The following is a 19,940-nucleotide window of genomic DNA, read 5'->3' on the forward strand; positions in this document are numbered from 1 at the left end:
GGGTGTCCGCGCCGCGGCCGGACCGACGGCGCTCCCCGGGCGGGTGCGGTGCCCCGCACCCGCCCGGGGTGACCGCCGGTCACGTCCGCCGGCGTTCCCTCGGCCTCAGTAGGCCGGCACACCACCGGCGTCGGGACAGCCCAACGCGACGGCGTACCTGCGGGAGAGGTCCTGCAGGACCCGGACGTTCGCCTCCTTGGGGCTCTTCTCCCTGGGGCGCGACCCGTAGACGAGCTGCGCGTGGACGAGGGGCTTGCCGACCCCCGGCACCTCGCAGGCGAACCACAGCTCGGCGCTCCCGGAGTCGCCGTAGGCGCGCAGGCCGACCGGGAGGCGGGCCAGCGCGACCTCCGCGGGCTGGGGCGCCGGCAGGCTCTCGACCTCCTCGAAGAGCACGGTCATCTTCGACGGGCTCTCGTCGGGGTCGGCGACGTCCGGCTCGATCACGCACTCGGTCAGCTCGCCGCCGCCGCGGCGCTCGGGATCGTGGAGGAGACCTTTGAGCGTCGGCGCCGTCCCGTGGGAGCGGTACGTGAACGCCTTCGTCTCGGAGATCTGCTCCAGCGCCTGCGCGGACCTGGCCGACAGCCCGCCGCACACCCGGGCCGCCGGCACGGTGTCCTTCCCGGCCCCGGCCTCCTCGCCGCCGCCTCCGCAACCGGCCGACGCGAGCACGAGCACGAGACCCCCGACGAGCAGACGGGATCGCCGGGGGACGTGACGCCGCACCGTCATCCCTTCGGGTCCGGGGTGACACGGCTGACGGCGTCCCCGCCGTCGTTGTACTTGCCCTCCACGCCGCTGTGCATCTTCCGCGCCCACTCGGTGCCGTCGAGGTTGTTGGCGGCGATGTACGCGTCCATCGGCGTCACCGCGCGGGCCGAGCCCAGTTCGCCGTACTCCCGGAGCTTCATGTGCTCCTGCACCGAGAAGTCGGGGCCGTTCTTCTCCAGCTCCCGGTTGATGTCGATGCCGAACTGGGTCATGCCGGCACCGGCGACCGCCCCTGCCACCTGGGGGACGGCGAAGGCGGCCACGGCCGCGCCGCCCGCCGCCGCTCCGGCGAAGGGGAGGGCCACGACCCCGACGCCCACGGCCACGGCCGCGCCGACGCCGAACTTCTTCCACTCCGCGGCCTCGGCGAGCTTCTGCTCCGCCGCCTTCGTGGCCTCCCCGTAGTGGGCGTGGATGTCGTTCGCGCGGGCCTGGTCGAGCATGCCGTGCATCTTGGCGCCCGTCTCGATGACCTGCGCGACCTCGCCGTTGGGCTCGGGGTGCGCGCGCAGACCGCTGGCCGTGTACTCCTGCTGGGCCATGGAGAGGATCTTGTATCCGTCCTCGTCCCCGCCCGCGACGGCGAGGAAGGAGGCCGCAGTGTCGTGCGACAGGTCGATGTGCCCGGGCCCGTTGTGGCCGAACGCGGTGTCCCGCAGGTCCTGGCCCGTGTAGGCGTTGCCGAAGTTGGACGAGGCCCAGTTGAGGTCGTCGATGTACCCCGCGCCCATCTTGGCGAGGCTGTCGGCCATGCCCTTGTGGTCGTCCAGGTACTTCGGCTGGTCGCCCACGTACACCATCACCTGCTCGGCGACGTTCGCCGTCATGTCGTCACGGCGGAGACCGAGGTCCGGCTGGTCGTACGGAACGCCCAGGGTCGCCGCCTCGATGGCGTGCCCGAGCTCGTCGAAGTCGTCACTGCCCTTGTTGTTGGGCATGTCCGGCCACTTGCGGTCCTCGAGCATGTACTTGAGCTCCGGATCCATGTCGTCCGGGTCCTTGCCCGAGCTCTCCCAGCCCTTGGCGCCGAAGAACTCCTTCGCCGCGTCGGGATTGTGGCCCAGGGCCTCCATGTACCCGGCCACGGGGTCGAGACCGTGGTCCGTGCCGGCGCCGAAGTTCAGGAACGTCTCGTAGCCGTCGGGCTGCCAGAGCTTCTTGGGATCGGTGCCCTTGTGGTCCTTCTCGAAGTCGATCAGGCTCTTGCCGTAGTCGTGCAGGAAGTCCTTCTCGTACTCGCCGTTGCGCATGAGGCTGCTCATGACCTGGTAGCCGTAGGGCCCCTTGGTCATCGTCCCCATGTTCATGTCGACCATGTCGACGCGCTTGCCGCCGAGGTCGATCATCCCCTTCTTCCACTCCTCCATCGCCTTGCTGTCGGAGTGCGAGGCGGTGGCCAGGGTGTACCCCAGGCTCTTCTGGATCTTGGCCGACTCCTTGGTCATGTCGTCGCCGAACTGCCGGCGGTCGGCGATCCGGGTCCAGAACTCGAGCGTCTTCTTCGGCCCCAGGCCGGTGGCGAACTGCTCGGCGAAGTACGGGTCGCCCTCGTGCTTCGACAGGAGACCGTTGATCTTCTTGATCTCGTCGAGGGTGTACGGGCGCTTGACGTTGGCGAGCTCGGTCAGCGCGTCGCGGTCCTTGTCGGCCTGCGCCTTGCCCTCCTTGGCGCCCTTCAGGCTGTCGTACGTGTTCGAGTCGAAGCCCTTGCCACGGCCGTTGTAGTCCTGGCTCAGCGCCCAGTAGAGGATGTCGTCCGCCTCCTGCGCGGCCGTCACCTGGTTGCGGATGCTCGTCCGGTACGCCTGGATCGTCTCCTGGTACCCCTTGTTCATGGACGCCAGGTGCTCGGTCGGGGTGTCCGCCGGCGGGTCGAACCAGACCTCGCCGTCCGGCTTGATCGAGAGGTTCTTGTCCTTCTCGACGTCCGACCTGATCGTCTTGAGCTTGGACTGCGCCTGGGAGAAGACGTCGTAGGCGTCGCTCAGCAGCCGGTGCACGTCCGCCGCCTCGTCCGCCGCGGCCGTTATCTGCTTGCCGACGAGGGAGACCTGCTCAAGCGCGGCATCGCGGGTCTCGCCCTTCCAGTCGGACTCGGCGAGCCCCTTCTCGACCGTGTTGTCGTAGAGTCTGCCGGCCTTCCGGAACTCCTCCGGGAGCTTGCTCCACTTCCCCACCGCCTCCGACAGCTCGTTGAGATCGGCATCAAGAAGGGTCTTGTAGTCGAGCATGGATCCAGGATCTCCTCGATCGCTCAGGCGAGATTGCGGTTGGAGTCGTTGCCGGCCTTGCCGTCGTCCTTGCTGTGCCGCGCCTTCTCGGTCCGCTCACGGGCGTCGAACTCGGCGGCGGACTCGCGGAGCTTCCCCGCGACACCGTTCAGCAGCAGACCGTCGACGTACTTCATCTGCGATTCCCACCGCGTGGAGAACGTCTTGAAGGCGGGCCCGGACCTGAAGCCCTTGAGACCGGCCTGGATCTGCCCCGTCTCCTTGGTCGCATCGTTGTCGGCCTTGGCGAAGTCCGTTCGCACGATGTCGGCCTTGCCCGCTCTGCCGCGCAGCTCCGACGAGTCGACGTGCAGCTTCTTGCCCGTCGGACCGTCCTCGGGCGGGATCCCGTTGAGTCTCATGCGGGATTCCTGATGCTGTACCGCGCTGGCTCGTGCGCTTGCCCACTCTTCGTCGAACGACATGATCTTCCGTTCCGGTGATCGCTGCGAATTCGTTTCAGTTGGCGCTCAGCAGGTGCCCTCGTCGACCGACGAGGTGAGGTCGTACTCGGGCACGACCGTGGTGGATCCGTCGGCCCCGGGTACGGCGAACCCGCCCGACTCCTTCTTCGTGAAGGCGACGCAGAAGGGGAACTCCCCTTCGGTGGTGCTGACTTGGAAACGGTCGCCCTCGCCCTCCCGGGCGTCCGCCGTCTTCACATCAAGCCGGTAGTACGGGCCTTCGCCCTCCGAGGCGTCCCGCAGCGCCTCCGTGAGCATCGAATCGGTCGCACCGGACGGATGGGCGTCGGCCTCGATCGTCTCGGCGGCGGCCACGACGACGGTCCGCATCTCCTGCCGCGTCCACGAGTCGCCGTCGGCGAAGTCCATCGCCCGGCATCCGGCGAAGACCCACACACCGGCGAGGAGGAGCGCGGCGAACCGTCCCACCCGATTCGCCGCGTCCGAGGGCTCGTTGGCCGCGGGATCGCGATACCGCCACGCGCTGAGGCGCCAGTACAGGCGCCGCTGGTCGACACATCCGAGGACGACGAAGACGGCCGCGAGAACGAAGAAGAGGGCTATGACACCGACCATGACCGGATGATCAGCTCCGCCGGGAACGCACCACCGGAACGGCCACGGCCGCGCCGATGAGGACGGCGGCGCCGATACCGAGACCGATCCAGAGGCCGGTGTTGCCGCCCTCGTCACTCTCGGCCTGCGCGACGGGCCCGGGCGCGGGAGCCTTCGAGGCCGACGCGGACGGCGCGGCGGACGGCGACGCACTGCCGGCGGCGTCGAGGTCGGGAATGGGCCGGACGTCCGCGGGCCCGACGTCACCCGGGGTCTTGAGCGCGCGGAGGGGCCGGATGGCGCCGTAGCCGATGAAGTCGTTGCGCTTCTCGCCGGTGTTCGGACCGGCGATGGTGTTGAGCATCGCCTTGAGCACCTGGTTGTTGGTCCAGTCGGGGTGCTTGGACCAGACGAGAGCGGCGGCGGCGGAGGCGAGGGCGGTGGCCTCACTCGTTCCACTCGACCGGCACAAGCCGGTGCCTCCACCACATGCATGGACAGTCTCATCCCCGGGAGCCATGACGTCGACTTGGGGGCCGTACTGTGAGATCTTGACTCGCGTCAGCTTCTTGTCGATGGCACCAACACCCACCACGCCCGGAGTTGCACCCGGGTATTCCGCTTGGTTGCCCTCACTCGCGCCGTTCCCGACGGCAGCGAAGATCAGCGAACCCTTACCCAAGGCGTACTTCACGGAATCCGTAAGCTCTTGCGAGCCCGCAGTGGCCCCTTGAGAGAGGTTGATCACCTTGGCGCCGGAATCGGCGGCGAACCGAATCGCTTGAGGTACCACCCTGTTGAATTCATCGTTGGCGGCCTGCTGACTTCCCTTGCCTCGGTCAGTCCCAGGCAAGCGGAGAGAAATGATCTTGGCAGCTGGCGCCAAGCCAAATGCCCCGTTTCCTCCGTCCCGTGCCCCCGTACCCGCAATCAAACCGGCCATGCCCGTACCGTGACCGGTGTAATCGGTGTACTCGTCGCCCGGCCGATCCGGGGCGAAGTCCTTGCCACTAACCACCTGACCCACGAGGTCTGGATTCTTCCGGTCCACACCACTGTCGATGACCGCGACAGTGACACCCTCACCCTTGCTGATGGCCCAGATCTCTTCGGCCTTCATGGTGTCGAGGTGCCACTGCTGAGCACGGACGGACTCGGCATGGGCAGGGACGGATGCAATGCCCACCAGCAGCATCCCCAAGGCGGCCGATGCGACAGACCGACCACTACCCCAACGAATACTGCTGGCGCGCATTTACTTCCTCTGACTCAGTCGATGACGGGCGGGGCGACAGGCCGGCCACCCTGCTGCCAGGTCTCCTCGTCCTCGACGAGGTAGTCCGGGCGCTCTCCATTACGTTCGTCACGGCGGGATCCCGCAGCCTGCGAGCCGCCGTGCATCATGCCGCCTCGCCCGGTCTGGCCGGCGCCATGGCCGGACTCGCCCTGCGCACCACCACGCACCAGTCCGGAGCCTCCGGGCGTGAAGGGACGAGAGCCGGCAGCCCCAGGCTGCTGCGGTCGGCCACCGACGACACCACCGGTCTCGACGGCGAGGCGACGTCCGCCGCTGATGCCGTTCTGACCGCCCATGGGATGAGTACCGCCCATTCCGCCCATGGGGCCGCGCCCCATGCCCGAGTTCGGTCCCGTGCCCCGCTCAGTACCGATCACGGTGCTGCGCGGGATGCCCGTCGTCGCCCGACCACTGCTGGGAGGAACCGCGCGTCCGCCACTGATACCCTCGCGCGGCATCCCGAGCGGTCCGGTGGTTCCGGGGCCCGTGCGACCAGGGCCCACCGGTGCACGCGAGGCCATGGGAGGCGTGTTAGCCCGGGTACCGCCCGTCACTGCCGGCGGGATCTGCCCAGGCAGCGTGGTCATCGGAGGCGTGAAGCCGTCAGGCTTGCTGACGGGCGGCGTCACCGAAGTCTGCGGAGGAGTGGTCGTCGTCGGAGGCGGCAGGGTACCGACAGTGTCGATCCCAAGATCAGCGGGAACCTCGGGGCGCACTACCTGAGTCGGTCCGGTCTTGTCACCAGGCGGCGGAGTTGTGCGAACGTCGGCAATAGATCTTGAGTCCGATGACGGAACTGTCGCAGTGCCCGACTCCACCGAGGACCGGCCGTCACTGCTGGCAGAGGAACCAACATACTGAGTCTGGTAGCCGCTATCAGTACCCTGATCCGGAACAAACGCAGCCGGCGGCGGCGGCAACACCGGCACCACCAAGTTCTGCATCTGGTGGTCGGACCACTGGTACGACCCCGACAGCTTCTCCATCTCGTCGGCGGCCGCCTGCCGGTTCGCCTCCGCCTTCGCCGCGAGGCGCTGCGCGACCTCCTCCGGCGTCAGGGCCTTCCCCTCGACGTCCGCCATCTGGGAGCGGGCGTTGGCCGCGATCTGCTGGGAGTCGGGGTCGTTGTGGAACTTGCGCGCCGCCTCCAGGTTCTCCTTGGCCTGCGCGTGGGAGGTGTACCGGGGGATGGCGCTCTGCGCCAGGGCGATCGCGTCCGACGCCTGGCTCATCCAGAACGACGCGTCGTCGCTGTAGTCGGCGAGGCTGTGCGTGCTGCTGGCCAGGCTGTCCGCCCACTCCATGAACGCCTTCTCCGCCTCGCCCTTCCACTCCACCCGGCCCGGGCGGTCGCGAAGGGTCTTGGCGATGTCGCGCATCTTGGTCGCCGCCTTGGTCAGGCGGTCGGCCGCGTCCTGGACGTAGAAGCTGCTGGCCTCGTCCACCCAGGCCAGCATCTGCTCGTGTGGCATGGAACGGAAGTTGGTCGCGCTGCCGCCTCCGCCGCCGTCTGATGGGATCATCTGTCGCCTCTTCCCCGTGTCCCCGTCGTCCTCGAAGTCCGTGTCCGCGGACTAGCCGAGCGAACCGTCGCCCGTCGTCGTCTCGCTGCCCGGCTGCGCCGTCCCGGAGCCGTCCGTCGTGCCCGTGGTGCGGCCCGCGGCCTTGTCGGCCTCTTCCTTGGCGGTCTGCGTGCGCTGACTGATCGCCAGCATCCGCCGGCGGATGTCGTCGTCCGTCTGCTCGAAGCCGTCCTTGGACATCGTCACGGCGATCCCCATGCCTTCGAGGCAGTCGCCCAGCAGACCCGAGAGCTTGGTCAGCTCCCTGAGTACGTTGTCGTACGAGGAGAAGATGCCGGACGCCTCGATCCACGCGCCTCCGCCACCGCCGAACTGGCTGCGGGAGACCGGGTCCGCCGCCATGTTCTTCGTGCCCGCGGGGGATTCGGTCAGCGAGACGATCAGCTCGTCGATCCCCTTCTTGAACTCCAGCATGGATTCGGAGTTGTAGGCCACGGCGCGCATGTACGCGCCGCCGCCTCCGTCCGCCATCGGTGCCAGCATGTGCACCACCCTCCCCCGTGTACCGACAACCAGCAAAGGCCGAGTCGAGCCTAGGAGTTCACTGTACCGAGAAGGAGTGTCAGGACGCACCTCCCGGTTGCACAAGCAACGCGGATCACATGGTTACGAATTGGGTACGGCAACCGCCGCCTGCGGCCTGATCGGGAGGCGGTTGACGGGGCGTCCGGTCGCGGCGCGCACTGCTGAAGCCACCGCCGCGGGGGCCGTGACCACCGGGACCGCGCTCGCCGCCTTGGCGCCGAAGGGGGCCACGACGTCGCGCTCCTCGACGAGTTTCACGATGCGAATGTCCGGGGCGTCCAGGGATGTCGGGAGTGCGTAGCCCGTCAGGTCGGGGTGACGGACCAGGCCGCGGGCCGTGCGGAGGTTCTCCGTGAGGGCCGCGCCGACGCCCTGGGTGACGCCGGCCTCGATGCGGGTGGCGAGCTGGGCGGGGTTGAGGACGCGGCCGACGTCCTGGGCGACCGCCATCTCCACGACGCGGATGGAGCCCAGCTCCACGTCGACGTCCACCACCGCGCGGATGGCGCAGAAGGCGAGGCCGACGAAGGCGTCGCCCTGGCCCGACTCGTCGAGCGGCTCGGTGGGGTGCGGGCGGCACTGGGCGGTGGCCCAGAGTTCCTTGCCGTCCATGGCCTCCGCGACCGTCATCGACAGGATGCCGTCGTACGAGGTGATCTTGCCGTCGGTGATCTGGAGGAGTTCGGTGGACATGCCGAACTTGTGGGCCAGCGGCTGGAGAAGCTGGGTGCGGACCATCTTCGCCGCGCGCTCGACGGCGCCGCCCGAGACCCAGGTGTGCCGGCCGTGGGTCGCCGGGCCGGCCGGGGGCTGGTCCGTGTCGACCGAGGCGACGTGGACCTCCTCGATGCCGAGGGTCTCCTGGACGATCTGGCGCGCCAGGGTCGAGAAGCCGGAGCCCGTCTCCACCGCCGCGCAGATGACGGTCGCGACCCCGTCGTGGACCTTGACGGTCGCGGTCGAGACCTCGTCCGTTCCCTCGGCGCCGAGCATGTGGACCATGCCCAGGGCGTAGCCGACGCCGCGGCGCACCGCTCCCGGTTCGCCCGCGCCCTCCGGGCCGCCCGGCAGCAGCCAGTCGTCCTCGGGAGAGTCCTTGGGCAGCGCGGGGAGCGGGAAGTCCCGTACGGCGGAGAGGAGTTCGGCCACGGGTGCGGGGCAGGTGACGGTCTGGCCGGTGGGCAGGATGTCGCCGGTCGCCAGGGCGTTGCGCAGGCGGAGGTCGGCCGGGTCCATGCCGAGTTTCGAGGCGAGCTTGTCCATCTGCGCCTCGTAGGCGGCGCAGACCTGCAGGGCGCCCTCGCCGCGGACGTGGCCGGACGGCGGGTTGTTCGTGCGGACGGCCCAGCCCTCGATGAAGGCGTGCGGGACGACGTAGGGGCCGCAGGCGAAGGAGACGGCGGCGGCCAGGGACTCGGACGAGGCGTCGGCGTACGCGCCCGCGTCGAGCAGGATCTGTGCCTCGACCTTCACCAGCCGGCCTTCGGCGTCGGCGTGGTGGCGGTAGCGCAGCAGGGTGGGGTGGCGGTGGGCGTGGCCGAGGAAGGATTCCTCGCGCGTAGCGCTGAGCTTGACGGGGCAGCCGGTGCGCAGGGCGAGCAGGCCGAGCGGGATCTGGAAGCCGGGGTCCTCGCGGTCTCCGGTGGCGCCCGGGACGCCGGTGACGACGACCTTGACCTGGTCCGGGGAGAGGCCGAAGCAGGCGGCGGCGAGGTCGCGGTCGGTGTGCGGGTCGGTGGAGGCGGTGTAGATCTCGACGCCGCCGTCGGGGCGCGGGACGGCGAGTCCGGCTTCGGCGCCGATCGGTGCCGGGTCCTGGCGGCCGATCCGGTACAGGCCCTCGACGACGACCTCGCCGGCCGCCTCCGCGTCGCCGAAGCGCAGCGGGATGTGGCGGATGAGGTTGCCGTCCGGGTGCAGGGCCTCGGCCGCGAAGGCTCTCTCGGGGTCGGTGACGGGTTCGAGGATCTCGTACTCGACGGCGATGGCGGCGGCGGCGAGGCGTGCCGTGTCCGGGTGGTCGGCGGCCACGGCGGCGATGGCCTCGCCGTGGTGGCGTACGAGGTCGGAGGCGAAGACCGGCCGGTCCGCGACGGTGCGGCCGTAGGTCGCCGCTCCCGGGACGTCGGCGTGGGTGACCACGGCGCGGACGCCGGGCATCTCGGCGGCGGCCGTGGTGTCGACGGAGACGATCCGGGCGTGCGGGTGGGGCGAGCGCAGCAGCGCGGCCCACAGGAGCCCCTCGGCCCAGAGGTCGGAGGCGTACGGGAACGTGCCCTCGGCCTTGGCCCGCGCGTCGGACGGCGGGAGCGAGGCGCCGATACCGTGCGGCGGGAGCTCCTGCTGGGGGTCGGGCGCCGTGGTGGTGGCGGTGGTCGCGTCGATGCTCACGCCATGCCTCCGTCGTGCGGGTGCGGGATCTGGTGCGGGATGCGCGCCTCGTCGGTCGACTCGGCCGCCGCTGCGGCCTCGCGCTCGGCGACGACCTCCTGCACGGCGTCGAGGACGCCGCGGTAGCCCGAGCAGCGGCAGAGGTTGCCGCAGAGGGCCTGGCGGGCCTCCAGCTCGGTGGGGGCGTGGTTGCCCTCCAGCAGGTCGTGGACGGTCATGGCCATGCCGGGGATGCAGAAGCCGCACTGGACGGCGCCGCAGCGGGCCAGGGCGCGCTGGACGTCGGAGGGCTCCCCGTCGGTGGCGAGGCCCTCGACGGTGCGCACCTCGCTGCCGGCCGCGGTCGCCGCGGGGACGAGGCAGGAGGCGACGAGCCGGCCGTCGACCTGCACGTTGCACGCGCCGCACTCGCCCTGCGAGCAGCCGTCCTTGGCCCCGGCCAGGCCGAGGCGCTCGCGCAGGACGTAGAGCAGGGACTCGCCGATCCACGAGTCCGTGACGGGCCGGTCGGCGCCGTTGACGCGCAGGGTGTACGAGGTGTGCGGGTGCTCGTCGCTGTCCGCGCTGCTGGTGGTGGGGAGGGCGGCGGGGACGTCGTCCGAGAAGGCGGGCTCCTCGGTGTACGACGGTTCCGCCGCGGGCTCGGGTGCGAACTCCGCCGCGGGCTCGGCCGTGAGGCCGTCCTGGCGCTCCGCCGGGTCGGTGGCGTGCTCGTGGGCGGGTTCCGGCGCGTGTCCGGCGTCGTGGTCGGGTGCGTTCTCGGGGTCCGCCGCCTCCGCGTCCGGCACGGCCCAGGGGGCGGGGGCGCCGCCCGGCAGGGTCGCGGGCGCGCTGCTCGCGTACTGCGCGAGCATCGACGCCGTGTATTCGCCGGATTCGTCCGAGGAGTCCGAGACGACCGGGATGCGCCACTGTCCGGTGGACGCCGACTCGGCCTCGGCCGCCTCGGGGAAGCTCCACTGGCCCGTCGCCTGCGGGTCACGCTCCGGCTCGGACGGCGCCTCGGGGGCGTCGGTGGTGAAGTTCCACTGGCCCGTCGCCCCCGGGTCGGGGTTCAGGGGCACCAGCGGCGTGATCATCGGCGGTACGTAGCCGTGGCCGGGCGCCTCCAGCGGGACGCCGTCGAGCATGAAGTCGGGCGGCAGCTGCACGAAGGCCGTGGCCTCGCCGTCGTAGCCCTCGCTCTGCGGGATCGGCTGCCAGCCGCCCCCGTACTCGTCCCCGCCGTCGTGGTGCTCGTTGCTGTGCCGGTCGTTGCTCACGACAGCGCCCTCCCCAGTGCCCGTCGGGCCAGCGCGGCGACCGTGCGCCGCAGGTGCAGTACGGCGGGCGGCAGCTGCTCGTCGCCCGGCGGGTCGGGGATGCAGGCGGCGGCGACGTACTCGCCGAACGCCGTCAACGCCTCCGGTGCGAGGCCCCGGTCCCCGTCCCAGTCCACCAGGGTGGCGATCCAGTGCTCGGCCTCCAGCGGGCGCAGCGGCATCGGCGCGATCGCCCCCACCGCGCAGCGCACCCCGCGTCGGGCGGGGTCGAGCACGACGGCGACGGAGGCGGTGGCGCGGGCCGGACCGGTGCGGCCGGTGGCCTTCAGGAAGACCTGGGGGGCGTGCAGCAGCGGCACCCGCACGAAGGCGACCAGCTCGCCGGGCGCCAGCAGGTCGCGGCCGGCCAGCAGGTGGGAGACGGGGATCTCGCGCGTGCCCAGCGGGCCCATGACGACCAGGTCGGCCTCCAGGGCGGCCAGGACGGGCAGCGAGTCGCCCGAGGGGGCCGCGGTGACGATGTTGCCGCCGAGGGTGCCCGCGTTGCGGATCTGGGGCGGGCCGGCGGCCCGCGCGGCGGCGGCCAGGGCGGGGATCAGGGCGGCGAAGTCGGGCCGGCCCATCCTGGAGTGGGTGAGGCCCGCACCGAGCAGGGCGTGGCCGTCCTGGTACTGCCAGCCACGGAGCTCGTTGATCCGGCTGAGGCCGACGAGTCCGGCCGGCCTGAGCTGGCCCTTGTTGACGGCCGCCATCAGGTCCGTGCCACCCGCGACGGGCACGGCCGCGGGCATGGCGGTGAGCGCCGCCACGGCCTCGTCGAGCGAGGCGGGCAGCGTCACGGACTGCGCCGTCTGTGGTGCGTGCGTGGTCAACCCGCTGCCCCTTCCCGGTGTCCCCGGCGGTCCCCGACTCGTCCCCGGCTGTCGCGCCTGTGTGGCCGTACCGTACGTGCACACAGCCCGGACGTGGCAACTCTGGCACATCTTCCGACCCGTCCGACGCGAGGGTCCGCGAAGGACGGTTCCGTCCAGGACGTCCTCCAGGGAGTGGAACATCCGTTTTGCCGCCGTTGGGTGAAGGGCTGCCCGGGGAGCCTCACACGTTCGGGGGCGCCCCCTCGATGGGCCGCCCCGGCACGCCGGGGCGCTGCTGTCGGGGCGAGGGGCCGGCGGGCGGGCGGTAGTCGACGCCGAGGGCGTCCAGACGCCGGTAGTGGGCGGCCATGCGCCGCTCGAAGTCCGCGAAGTCGCGGTCGGCGGGCGCGGGCAGCGCCGACCAGGCGACCTCGGCGAAGGCGGCGAGGCGCGGGAAGACCTGGTAGTCGACGCGGGCCCGGTTCTCCATGACCTCGGTCCAGACGTTGGCCTGGGTGCCGAGGACGTGGGCGGCCGCCTCGGGCGAGAGGCCCGCCGGTACGGGCTCGAAGCGGTAGACGTCCTCCAGGGTGCGCACGTAGCCGATGGGCATCGGCTCGTCGTCGCCCGGCGCCTGCCGGTGGTCCAGGTACACGTGCTGCTCGGGGCACATGACGACGTCGTGGCCGGCCTCGGCCGCGGCGATGCCGCCCGCGTAGCCGCGCCAGGAGGACACCGCGGCGCCGGGGGCCAGGCCGCCCTCCAGGATCTCGTCCCAGCCGATGAGGCGGCGGCCTCGGTCGGCGAGCCAGCGGTCGAAGTGGCGGACGAACCAGGACTGGAGCTCGTCCTCGTCGGCGAGCCCGAGTTCCGCGATGCGGGCCTGGGCGGCCGGGGACCGCCGCCACTGGTCCTTGGGGCACTCGTCGCCGCCGATGTGGACGAAGGTCGACGGGAAGAGGTCGAGGACCTCCTCGAGGACGCCCTCGTAGAAGCGCAGGGTGGTCTCGGAGGGGGCCAGGACGTTCGGGTTGACGCCCCAGGTGTCCCAGACGGCGAGGGAGGACGTGTCCACGACGTCGCTGTTGCCGAGTTCGGGGTACGCGGCGATGGCGGCCTGCGAGTGGCCCGGGACGTCGATCTCGGGGACGACGGAGATGTGCCGCTCGGCGGCGTACGCGACGATCTCGCGGATGTCGTCCTGGGTGTAGTGGCCGCCGTGCGGCGTCTCGTTCCACAGCGGCGACGCCCGGTGGCCCCATTTCGTGCGCGCCCGCCAGGAGCCGATCTCGGTGAGCCGGGGGTGGCGCCGGATCTCGATGCGCCAGCCCTGGTCGTCGGTGAGGTGGAAGTGGAAGACGTTGAGCTTGTGGGCGGCGAGGAGGTCGAGCTGGCGCAGGACGTCGTCCTTCGGCATGAAGTGCCGGGAGACGTCGAGCATGAGCCCGCGCCAGCGGAAGCGGGGGGCGTCGGTGACGGTGAGCCGGGGCAGGTCCCAGACCCGCCCGTGGGGGCCGGCCGGCGCCTTGCGGTACACGTCGGGCCCGAGCAGTTGACGGAGCGTCTGGACGCCCCAGAACACGCCGGCGGCGCCACCGCCCTCGACGAGGACGGCGGCGTCCTCGACGGAGCCGTCGGTCGACAGCCGGTAGCCCTCGGGTCCCGAGGCCCGTTCGATCCCGGGGTCGACGCGCAGCCGGACGGCGCGCGGTCCGTCGCCGGGGGCGAACGGCAGGCCGGTGGCCGCGCCGAGCGCGGAGCGCAGCCACCGGGCCACGCCCTCGGTGCCGGGTCCGGCGTCGAGGGGGGTACCGGCGTCCAGGGCGATCCGGCCGGGCGCGGTCCCGTACGTGCCGACGTGGGAGGGCGCGGGGATCAGCGGCGGCTGGTGGTCGTCGTGCATGGCATCGGCCTTTCGGAGCGGGGCCCGGCCCACGGGGGCGGCCGGGGCGCGGGGACGAACGGGCGCGGGGACGGCGGGGAACGCGGACGCGTCCCTTCCTGTCAGTCCTTCACGGCGCCGCCCAGTCCCGAGACCAGCCGGCGCTGGACGAGGACGAAGAAGACGAGCACCGGGATCGTCATCACGGTCGATCCCGCCATGATTCCTCCCCAGTCGTTCTCGTCGGGCTTGAAGAAGACCAGCAGCGCCATCGGCAGCGTGGACTGCGAGGTGTCGCTGATGAGGAACGACTTGGCGAAGAGGAAGTCGTTCCAGGTCGAGATGAACGAGAAGACGCTCGTGGCCACGAGCCCGGGGAGGACCAGCGGGAAGAGGATCTGCCACAGGAACCGGGTGCGGCTCGCCCCGTCGATCTGGGCCTGTTCCTCCAGGGCCTCCGGGACGGCCTTCACGAAGCTGCGCAGCATCCAGATCGCGAACGGCAGGGAGAACGCGAGGTGCGGCAGGATCAGCGAGCCCAGGGTGTTGAGCTGGCCGAAGTCCCGCATCAGGAAGAACAGCGGGATCGTCAGCGCCTCGATCGGGACCATCTGGGCGACCAGGAACATGATGAGCAGCGTCGTCCGGAAGCGGAACCGGAAACGGGTCACGGCCGTGGCGGCCAGGAAGGCGATGAGGGCGGAGGCGAGGACGACCGAGCCCGCGACGACGAGCGAGTTGAGGAAGTACCGGCCGAAGTCCTGCTGCTCGAAGACGCGCCGGAAGGAGTCGAGGGACGGGGACAGGGTCCACGGTCTCGGGTGCGTCGACTGGATCTCGCCGGCGGGCTTGAAGGCCGAGAGCACCATCCAGTAGAGCGGGAAGGCGACGGCGGCCGCGACGAGCAGGGCGGCCGCCTCCGCCGCGAGCCGCCCCGGGCGGCGGGGCAGCCGGAGGTGCGGTGCGCTCACAGTTCTTCTCCCTGGCGTCGCATCAGGCGGAGGTGGACCAGCGTGACGGCGAGCAGGATCAGCAGCATGACGACGCCGATCGCGGAGCCCAGGCTGTACTGGGACGAGGCGAACGCCTTCTGGTACGCGTACACGTTGAGGACGAGGTTCTGGCCGGCGATGCCGCCGCCGCCCGTCATCACGTAGATCTGGGTGAAGACCTTGAAGTCCCAGATGATCGACTGGATCGTGACGACGACCAGGATGGGCCGGAGCATCGGCGCCGTGACCGAGCGCCAGATCCGCCACTGCGAGGCGCCGTCGAGGGCGGCGGCCTCCAGGACCTCGGACGGGATGGCCTTGACGCCGGCGTAGACGGTGACCATGACGAACGGGAACGAGCACCACACGACCTCGAGGAGGACGAGCGCGAAGGCGCTGTAGCGCCCGTACGTCCAGGAGAAGTCGCCGAGGCCGAGGACCCGGTTGACCGGTCCGAAGTCGGGGTCGAAGAGGAAGACCCAGACGGTGGAGCCGGTGACGGCGGGGGTGGCCCAGGCGCCGAGCGCGGCCAGCATCAGGGCCAGGCGCGGCACGGCCCGGACGCGGGTCAGGAGCACCGCGAGGGCGCAGCCGACGGCGAGCGTGGTGACGACGCAGGCGGCGGCGAACAGGACGGTGGCGAGGAGGACCTGCCAGAACTGGGGGTCGGAGAAGAGGGCCGTGTAGTTGCCGAGGCCCTGGAAGGAGGTCGGGGCGCCGCCGCTGACCTGGGCCTGGGTGTACTCCAGGAGGGAGATCAGCCCGAGCTGGTAGAGGGGGTAGATCAGGAGCCCGCCGAGGACGACGAGCGCGGGGAGCAGGTAGAGCCAGGGGGTCCAGCCGGACCGGGAGCGTGGGCCGGTGGTGGTGCGGGGCCGGCCGGCCGGGCCCCCGGAGCCCTTGCGGGGGCCGGGGACCGGGCCGCCCGCCGCGACGGCGGGGGGTGTCACGGTCGCGCGGGACGGGGTGTCGTCCCCGGCCGCGGCGGCCGGCTTCGTGCCGTTCGGGGCGCTCATCGTCAGCTGCCCGCGGCCGTGAACGCGGCGTCCATCTTCCGGGCGGCGTCGTCCGAGGCCGCGGCGACGTCCTTCCGGCCGCTGACGATCTCCTGGAACATCGTGGGGAGCACCAGCGAGGCGTCGATCTGGCCCCAGCCGGGCGAGGCGGGGACGAACTTGGCGCCCGCGCCGAGGGAGTCGATGAACGGCTTCACGAAGGGCTGCTTGCGGGCCGCGTCCGCGCGGACGTCGCTGTACGTCGGCAGGAAGCCCATGGCGTCGAAGAGCCTGCCCTGGGTCTCCTTGCCGGTCAGGGACTTCATGAGGTCGACGGCGAGGGTGCGGTGCGAGGTGCTCTTCAGGACGCCGAGGTTGTTGCCGCCGGCGAAGGCGGGGGCGATCGAGCCGGGCGTGACGCCGGGCAGCGGCACCACGGCGTACTTGCCCTTCACGGTGCCCGCCTCGACGGCCGCGTGGCTGAAGTCGCCGCCGATGGCCATGGCGGCCTTGCCGGAGGCGAAGGCGGTGACGGTCGCGTTGCCGCCCATCTGGGCGCACTTGGCGGCCGGACAGTTGTCGTCGCCGAACAGGGAGGTGTACGCGGCGATGCCCTTGCGCGCGGACTCGCTGTTGACGGCGGCCTTGTACGACCCGCCGTTCCCGGTGGCGAGTTCGCCGCCGTTGGCCCACACGAACGGCATGGCGCCGTAGGTGTAGGCGCCGCCGACGGCGAGGCCGTACAGCTCGGGCCTGGCCTTGCGGATCTTCTTGGCGGTGGAGATCAGCTCGGCCTGCGACTTCGGGGCGGTGAGGCCGAGCGCGCCGAGGACGTCGGTGCGGTAGTAGAGCGCGCGGACGCCGACGAAGAGCGGGGCGCCGTAGATCTTCCCGTCGACGGTGACCGAGGACCTGGCGGTGGGGTCGGTGTCCTTGGCGTCGGCCCAGGCGCCGAACTCGGCGGTGATGTCGGCGAGTCCGCCGTCCTTCACGTAGCCGGCGGTGTCGGTGTTGCCGTACTCGACGAGGTCGGGGGCGGACCCGGGGTCGTTGAAAGCGGCCTTGATGCGCTGCGCGCGGGTGTCGACGGGGATGTACTCGACCTGGACGTCGGTGCCCTCGTGCCGCTGCTCGAAGGCGGCGATCGCCGCGTCGACGACCTGCTCCTTGGGCTTGTTGTTGACCTCCTGGAAGAGCCAGACGCGCAGGGTGCCGGACTTCTCGTCCGTGGCGGCCCCGCCGTCGGAGGTCTGCGGGGCGCAGGCGGTGGCGGTGAGGCCGGCCAGCACAAGTGCGGTGACCGGAGCGGCGATTCGGGCAGCAAGCTTCATACGGGGCTCCCACCAATCATCGTTGCAGCATGCGCAACGGGCGTTTCGTGCTGCACAACACGCTGGAGGTTAGAGCCGTGCCCCCTACCCGACAAGTGGTCTCAACCACTCTGTGACCAGCCGACGCACCCCGTGCAACGCGCGACAGGCGGCCGCCCCACGAGAACGGCCCCCGGCACACGTACCGAAGTACGCGTGCCGGGGGCCGTCCCCGTGGCGGAGGGAAGTGCTACTTGTCCTTGCCGCCCTTGTCCTTGTCCTTGTCCCCGCCGGGACCCATGGACTCGTAGATCTCCTTGCACATGGGGCAGACCGGGTACTTCTTGGGGTCGCGCCCCGGTACCCAGACCTTGCCGCACAGTGCCACCACGGGAGTGCCGTCGAGGGCACTCGCCATGATCTTGTCCTTCTGGACGTAGTGGGCGTAGCGCTCGTGGTCGCCGTCACCGTGGGACACCTGCGGCGTCGGCTCGACGAGGGTTCCCGTACCTGCCCCGCGCTCGGGCTCGAGAGTGCTCATAACAGCCAAGGGTACTGGGGCTCCCCGGGTACCCGCGCCCGGCCGGTCCGACGGGGTCGGAGGGCCGCGCCGGCTCAGTTCAGCGAGGGATCGTCCGGGTACGTCGCCACGATCGCGAGCTCCCCGCGCTGACGGCGGAGCACCGAGCGCCAGAGGGTCTCCGGGGAGGGCGAGGAGACGTCGCCCGGCTCGGACTCGACGACGTACCAGGCGCCCTCGCCGAGCTCCGTCTCCAGCTGGCCGGGGCCCCAGCCCGCGTAGCCGGCGAAGATCCGCAGGGAGCCGAGGGCGGGCCCGAGGAGCTCGGGCGGGGCCTCCAGGTCCACCAGGCCGATGGCCCCGTACACCCGGCGCCAGCCCAGCGGCCCCTCGTCGCCGGGGATCACCGCCAGCCCCAGTGCGGCGTCGAGCGACACCGGGCCGCCCTGGAAGACCACGCCCGGGTCGCCGGCGAGCGGGGCCCAGGACGCGAGGATGTCACCGACCGTGATCGGAGTGGGCCGGTTCAGGACCACGCCGAGCGACCCCTCGTCGTCGTGGTCGAGGAGGAGCACCACCGCGCGGTCGAAATTCGGATCCGCCAGGGCGGGGGTGGCGACGAGCAGTCGCCCTGTGAGCGAGGACACCTCGGTCATGCGACACATGATCCCGCATCTTCGGCGTTCGCGGAGCTTCTCGGGCACGACGGGCGGACGGCGCGCACCCGGCGCAGCTCAGGGCGGCTGCGACGGCCGCGAAGATCCATAAACGGACGGTGACACTCCGCAAGATCGCGTGAACAGAGTGTGTTGTGCCGAATTCATTACATCTGCGGGGGCCCCTCGCTCTACCGGAACGGGGGTGATCGGCCCTTACCCTATTTCCCTGGCCCCTGCCCGACGACTCCGGAACGCGAGATCCATGACCGGCACAGACGATGTACTGCTTGTCCACGGCGGAACCCCGCTGGAGGGCGAGATCCGCGTTCGCGGCGCGAAGAACCTCGTGCCCAAGGCAATGGTCGCCGCCCTGCTCGGCAGCGGTCCGAGCCGGCTGCGCAACGTGCCCGACATCCGGGACGTCCGGGTGGTGCGCGGCCTGCTGCAGTTGCACGGCGTCACGGTCCGCCCCGGCGACGAGCCCGGTGAACTGGTCCTCGACCCGACGCACGTCGAGTCCGCCAACGTGGCTGACATCGATGCCCACGCGGGTTCCTCGCGGATCCCGATCCTCTTCTGCGGCCCGCTGCTGCACCGCCTCGGCCACGCCTTCATCCCGGGCCTGGGCGGCTGCGACATCGGCGGCCGGCCGATCGACTTCCACTTCGACGTGCTGCGCCAGTTCGGCGCGACGATCGAGAAGCGGGAGGACGGCCAGTACCTGGAGGCCCCGCAGCGACTGCGCGGCACCAAGATCCGCCTGCCGTACCCCTCGGTCGGCTCGACCGAGCAGGTGCTGCTCACGGCCGTCCTCGCGGAGGGCGTCACCGAGCTCTCCAACGCGGCGGTGGAGCCGGAGATCGAGGACCTGATCTGCGTCCTGCAGAAGATGGGCGCCATCATCTCGATGGACACCGACCGGACGATCCGGATCACCGGTGTCGACCGGCTCGACGGCTACACCCACCGGGCGCTCCCGGACCGCCTGGAGGCGGCGTCCTGGGCGTCGGCGGCGCTGGCCACCGAGGGCAACATCTACGTGCGCGGCGCCCAGCAGCGCTCGATGATGACCTTCCTGAACACCTACCGGAAGGTGGGTGGCGCCTTCGAGATCGACGACGAGGGCATCCGCTTCTGGCACCCGGGCGGCTCGCTGAACGCGATCCACCTGGAGACGGACGTGCACCCCGGTTTCCAGACGGACTGGCAGCAGCCGCTCGTGGTGGCCCTGACCCAGGCGTCCGGCCTCTCCATCGTGCACGAGACGGTCTACGAGTCCCGGCTCGGATTCACCTCGGCGCTCAACCAGATGGGTGCGCACATCCAGCTGTACCGCGAGTGCCTGGGCGGCTCGGACTGCCGCTTCGGCCAGCGCAACTTCCTGCACTCGGCGGTCGTCTCCGGACCGACCAAGCTCCAGGGCGCGGACCTGGTCATCCCTGACCTGCGCGGCGGCTTCTCGTACCTGATCGCGGCCCTGGCGGCGCAGGGCACGAGCCGCGTCCACGGGATCGAACTGATCAACCGCGGCTACGAGAACTTCATGGAGAAGCTCGTCGAGCTCGGCGCCAAGGTCGAGCTGCCGGGCAGCGCCCTGGTGTAGGGCC

The 19,940-nt window shown here is 71.1% G+C and carries 17 protein-coding genes; 1 reads left to right on the forward strand and 16 read right to left on the reverse strand.

The window, feature by feature from the left end; all coding sequences use genetic code 11:
• Window positions 1-105 precede the first annotated feature (105 nt).
• The 16 genes from ACGFZF_RS30045 to ACGFZF_RS30120 all read right to left on the reverse strand — a co-directional run bounded on the left by ACGFZF_RS30045 (window position 106) and on the right by ACGFZF_RS30120 (window position 18,330).
• Window positions 106-729, reverse strand: a complete 624-nt coding sequence (locus ACGFZF_RS30045) for a hypothetical protein (protein WP_393559213.1) — start codon at window positions 727-729, stop codon at window positions 106-108.
• Window positions 730-731: 2 nt separating this feature from the next.
• Window positions 732-3,005 (reverse strand): DUF6571 family protein, encoded by a 2,274-nt coding sequence (locus ACGFZF_RS30050; protein WP_393559215.1) that lies wholly within the window; start codon window positions 3,003-3,005, stop codon window positions 732-734.
• A 23-nt stretch (window positions 3,006-3,028) separates the two neighbouring features.
• A complete protein-coding gene (locus ACGFZF_RS30055; RefSeq protein WP_393559217.1) occupies window positions 3,029-3,406 on the reverse strand; it encodes a hypothetical protein in 378 nt (125 codons plus the stop codon).
• A gap of 108 nt (window positions 3,407-3,514) precedes the next feature.
• The gene (locus ACGFZF_RS30060) at window positions 3,515-4,084 is read right to left on the reverse strand and encodes a hypothetical protein (protein ID WP_393559219.1); all 570 of its coding nucleotides are present in this window, start codon (window positions 4,082-4,084) and stop codon (window positions 3,515-3,517) included.
• A 10-nt stretch (window positions 4,085-4,094) separates the two neighbouring features.
• Entirely contained in the window at window positions 4,095-5,318 is a 1,224-nt protein-coding gene (gene mycP / locus ACGFZF_RS30065) for a type VII secretion-associated serine protease mycosin (protein ID WP_393559221.1), read from the reverse strand.
• 14 nt (window positions 5,319-5,332) lie between these two features.
• Window positions 5,333-6,832 (reverse strand): hypothetical protein, encoded by a 1,500-nt coding sequence (locus ACGFZF_RS30070; protein ID WP_393559223.1) that lies wholly within the window; start codon window positions 6,830-6,832, stop codon window positions 5,333-5,335.
• 102 nt (window positions 6,833-6,934) lie between these two features.
• Window positions 6,935-7,426 (reverse strand): hypothetical protein, encoded by a 492-nt coding sequence (locus ACGFZF_RS30075; protein WP_393559225.1) that lies wholly within the window; start codon window positions 7,424-7,426, stop codon window positions 6,935-6,937.
• A gap of 123 nt (window positions 7,427-7,549) precedes the next feature.
• The gene (locus tag ACGFZF_RS30080) at window positions 7,550-9,859 is read right to left on the reverse strand and encodes a xanthine dehydrogenase family protein molybdopterin-binding subunit (protein WP_393559227.1); all 2,310 of its coding nucleotides are present in this window, start codon (window positions 9,857-9,859) and stop codon (window positions 7,550-7,552) included.
• Complete coding sequence (locus ACGFZF_RS30085; RefSeq protein WP_393559229.1) at window positions 9,856-11,121, reverse strand: 2Fe-2S iron-sulfur cluster-binding protein; 1,266 nt, start codon at window positions 11,119-11,121, stop codon at window positions 9,856-9,858. The genes ACGFZF_RS30080 and ACGFZF_RS30085 overlap by 4 nt, the downstream gene beginning before the upstream one ends.
• On the reverse strand, window positions 11,118-11,993 hold the full coding sequence (locus tag ACGFZF_RS30090; RefSeq protein WP_393559231.1) for an FAD binding domain-containing protein: 876 nt from the start codon (window positions 11,991-11,993) through the stop codon (window positions 11,118-11,120). Before ACGFZF_RS30090 ends, ACGFZF_RS30085 begins: the two co-directional genes overlap by 4 nt.
• Window positions 11,994-12,216: 223 nt before the next feature.
• On the reverse strand, window positions 12,217-13,878 hold the full coding sequence (locus ACGFZF_RS30095) for a beta-N-acetylhexosaminidase (RefSeq protein ID WP_393559233.1): 1,662 nt from the start codon (window positions 13,876-13,878) through the stop codon (window positions 12,217-12,219).
• Between the two features lie 101 nt (window positions 13,879-13,979).
• Window positions 13,980-14,828, reverse strand: coding sequence for a carbohydrate ABC transporter permease (locus ACGFZF_RS30100; RefSeq protein WP_393559235.1), 849 nt, complete (start codon window positions 14,826-14,828; stop codon window positions 13,980-13,982).
• Window positions 14,825-15,865: a carbohydrate ABC transporter permease gene (locus ACGFZF_RS30105; protein ID WP_393559237.1), complete on the reverse strand. Its 1,041-nt coding sequence runs from the start codon at window positions 15,863-15,865 to the stop codon at window positions 14,825-14,827. The genes ACGFZF_RS30100 and ACGFZF_RS30105 overlap by 4 nt, the downstream gene beginning before the upstream one ends.
• Before the next feature lie 2 nt (window positions 15,866-15,867).
• Window positions 15,868-17,175, reverse strand: a complete 1,308-nt coding sequence (locus ACGFZF_RS30110) for an extracellular solute-binding protein (protein ID WP_393559240.1) — start codon at window positions 17,173-17,175, stop codon at window positions 15,868-15,870.
• A 229-nt stretch (window positions 17,176-17,404) separates the two neighbouring features.
• On the reverse strand, window positions 17,405-17,695 hold the full coding sequence (locus tag ACGFZF_RS30115; protein WP_147978194.1) for a DUF3039 domain-containing protein: 291 nt from the start codon (window positions 17,693-17,695) through the stop codon (window positions 17,405-17,407).
• A 74-nt stretch (window positions 17,696-17,769) separates the two neighbouring features.
• Complete coding sequence (locus ACGFZF_RS30120; RefSeq protein WP_393559243.1) at window positions 17,770-18,330, reverse strand: YqgE/AlgH family protein; 561 nt, start codon at window positions 18,328-18,330, stop codon at window positions 17,770-17,772.
• 265 nt (window positions 18,331-18,595) lie between these two features.
• Between ACGFZF_RS30120 and murA the strand changes: the two genes are divergently transcribed.
• Window positions 18,596-19,936: a UDP-N-acetylglucosamine 1-carboxyvinyltransferase gene (gene murA / locus ACGFZF_RS30125; RefSeq protein WP_356604986.1), complete on the forward strand. Its 1,341-nt coding sequence runs from the start codon at window positions 18,596-18,598 to the stop codon at window positions 19,934-19,936.
• Window positions 19,937-19,940 lie beyond the last annotated feature (4 nt).

Source organism: Streptomyces sp. NPDC048338, from assembly GCF_043201055.1.
Classification (GTDB): domain Bacteria; phylum Actinomycetota; class Actinomycetes; order Streptomycetales; family Streptomycetaceae; genus Streptomyces.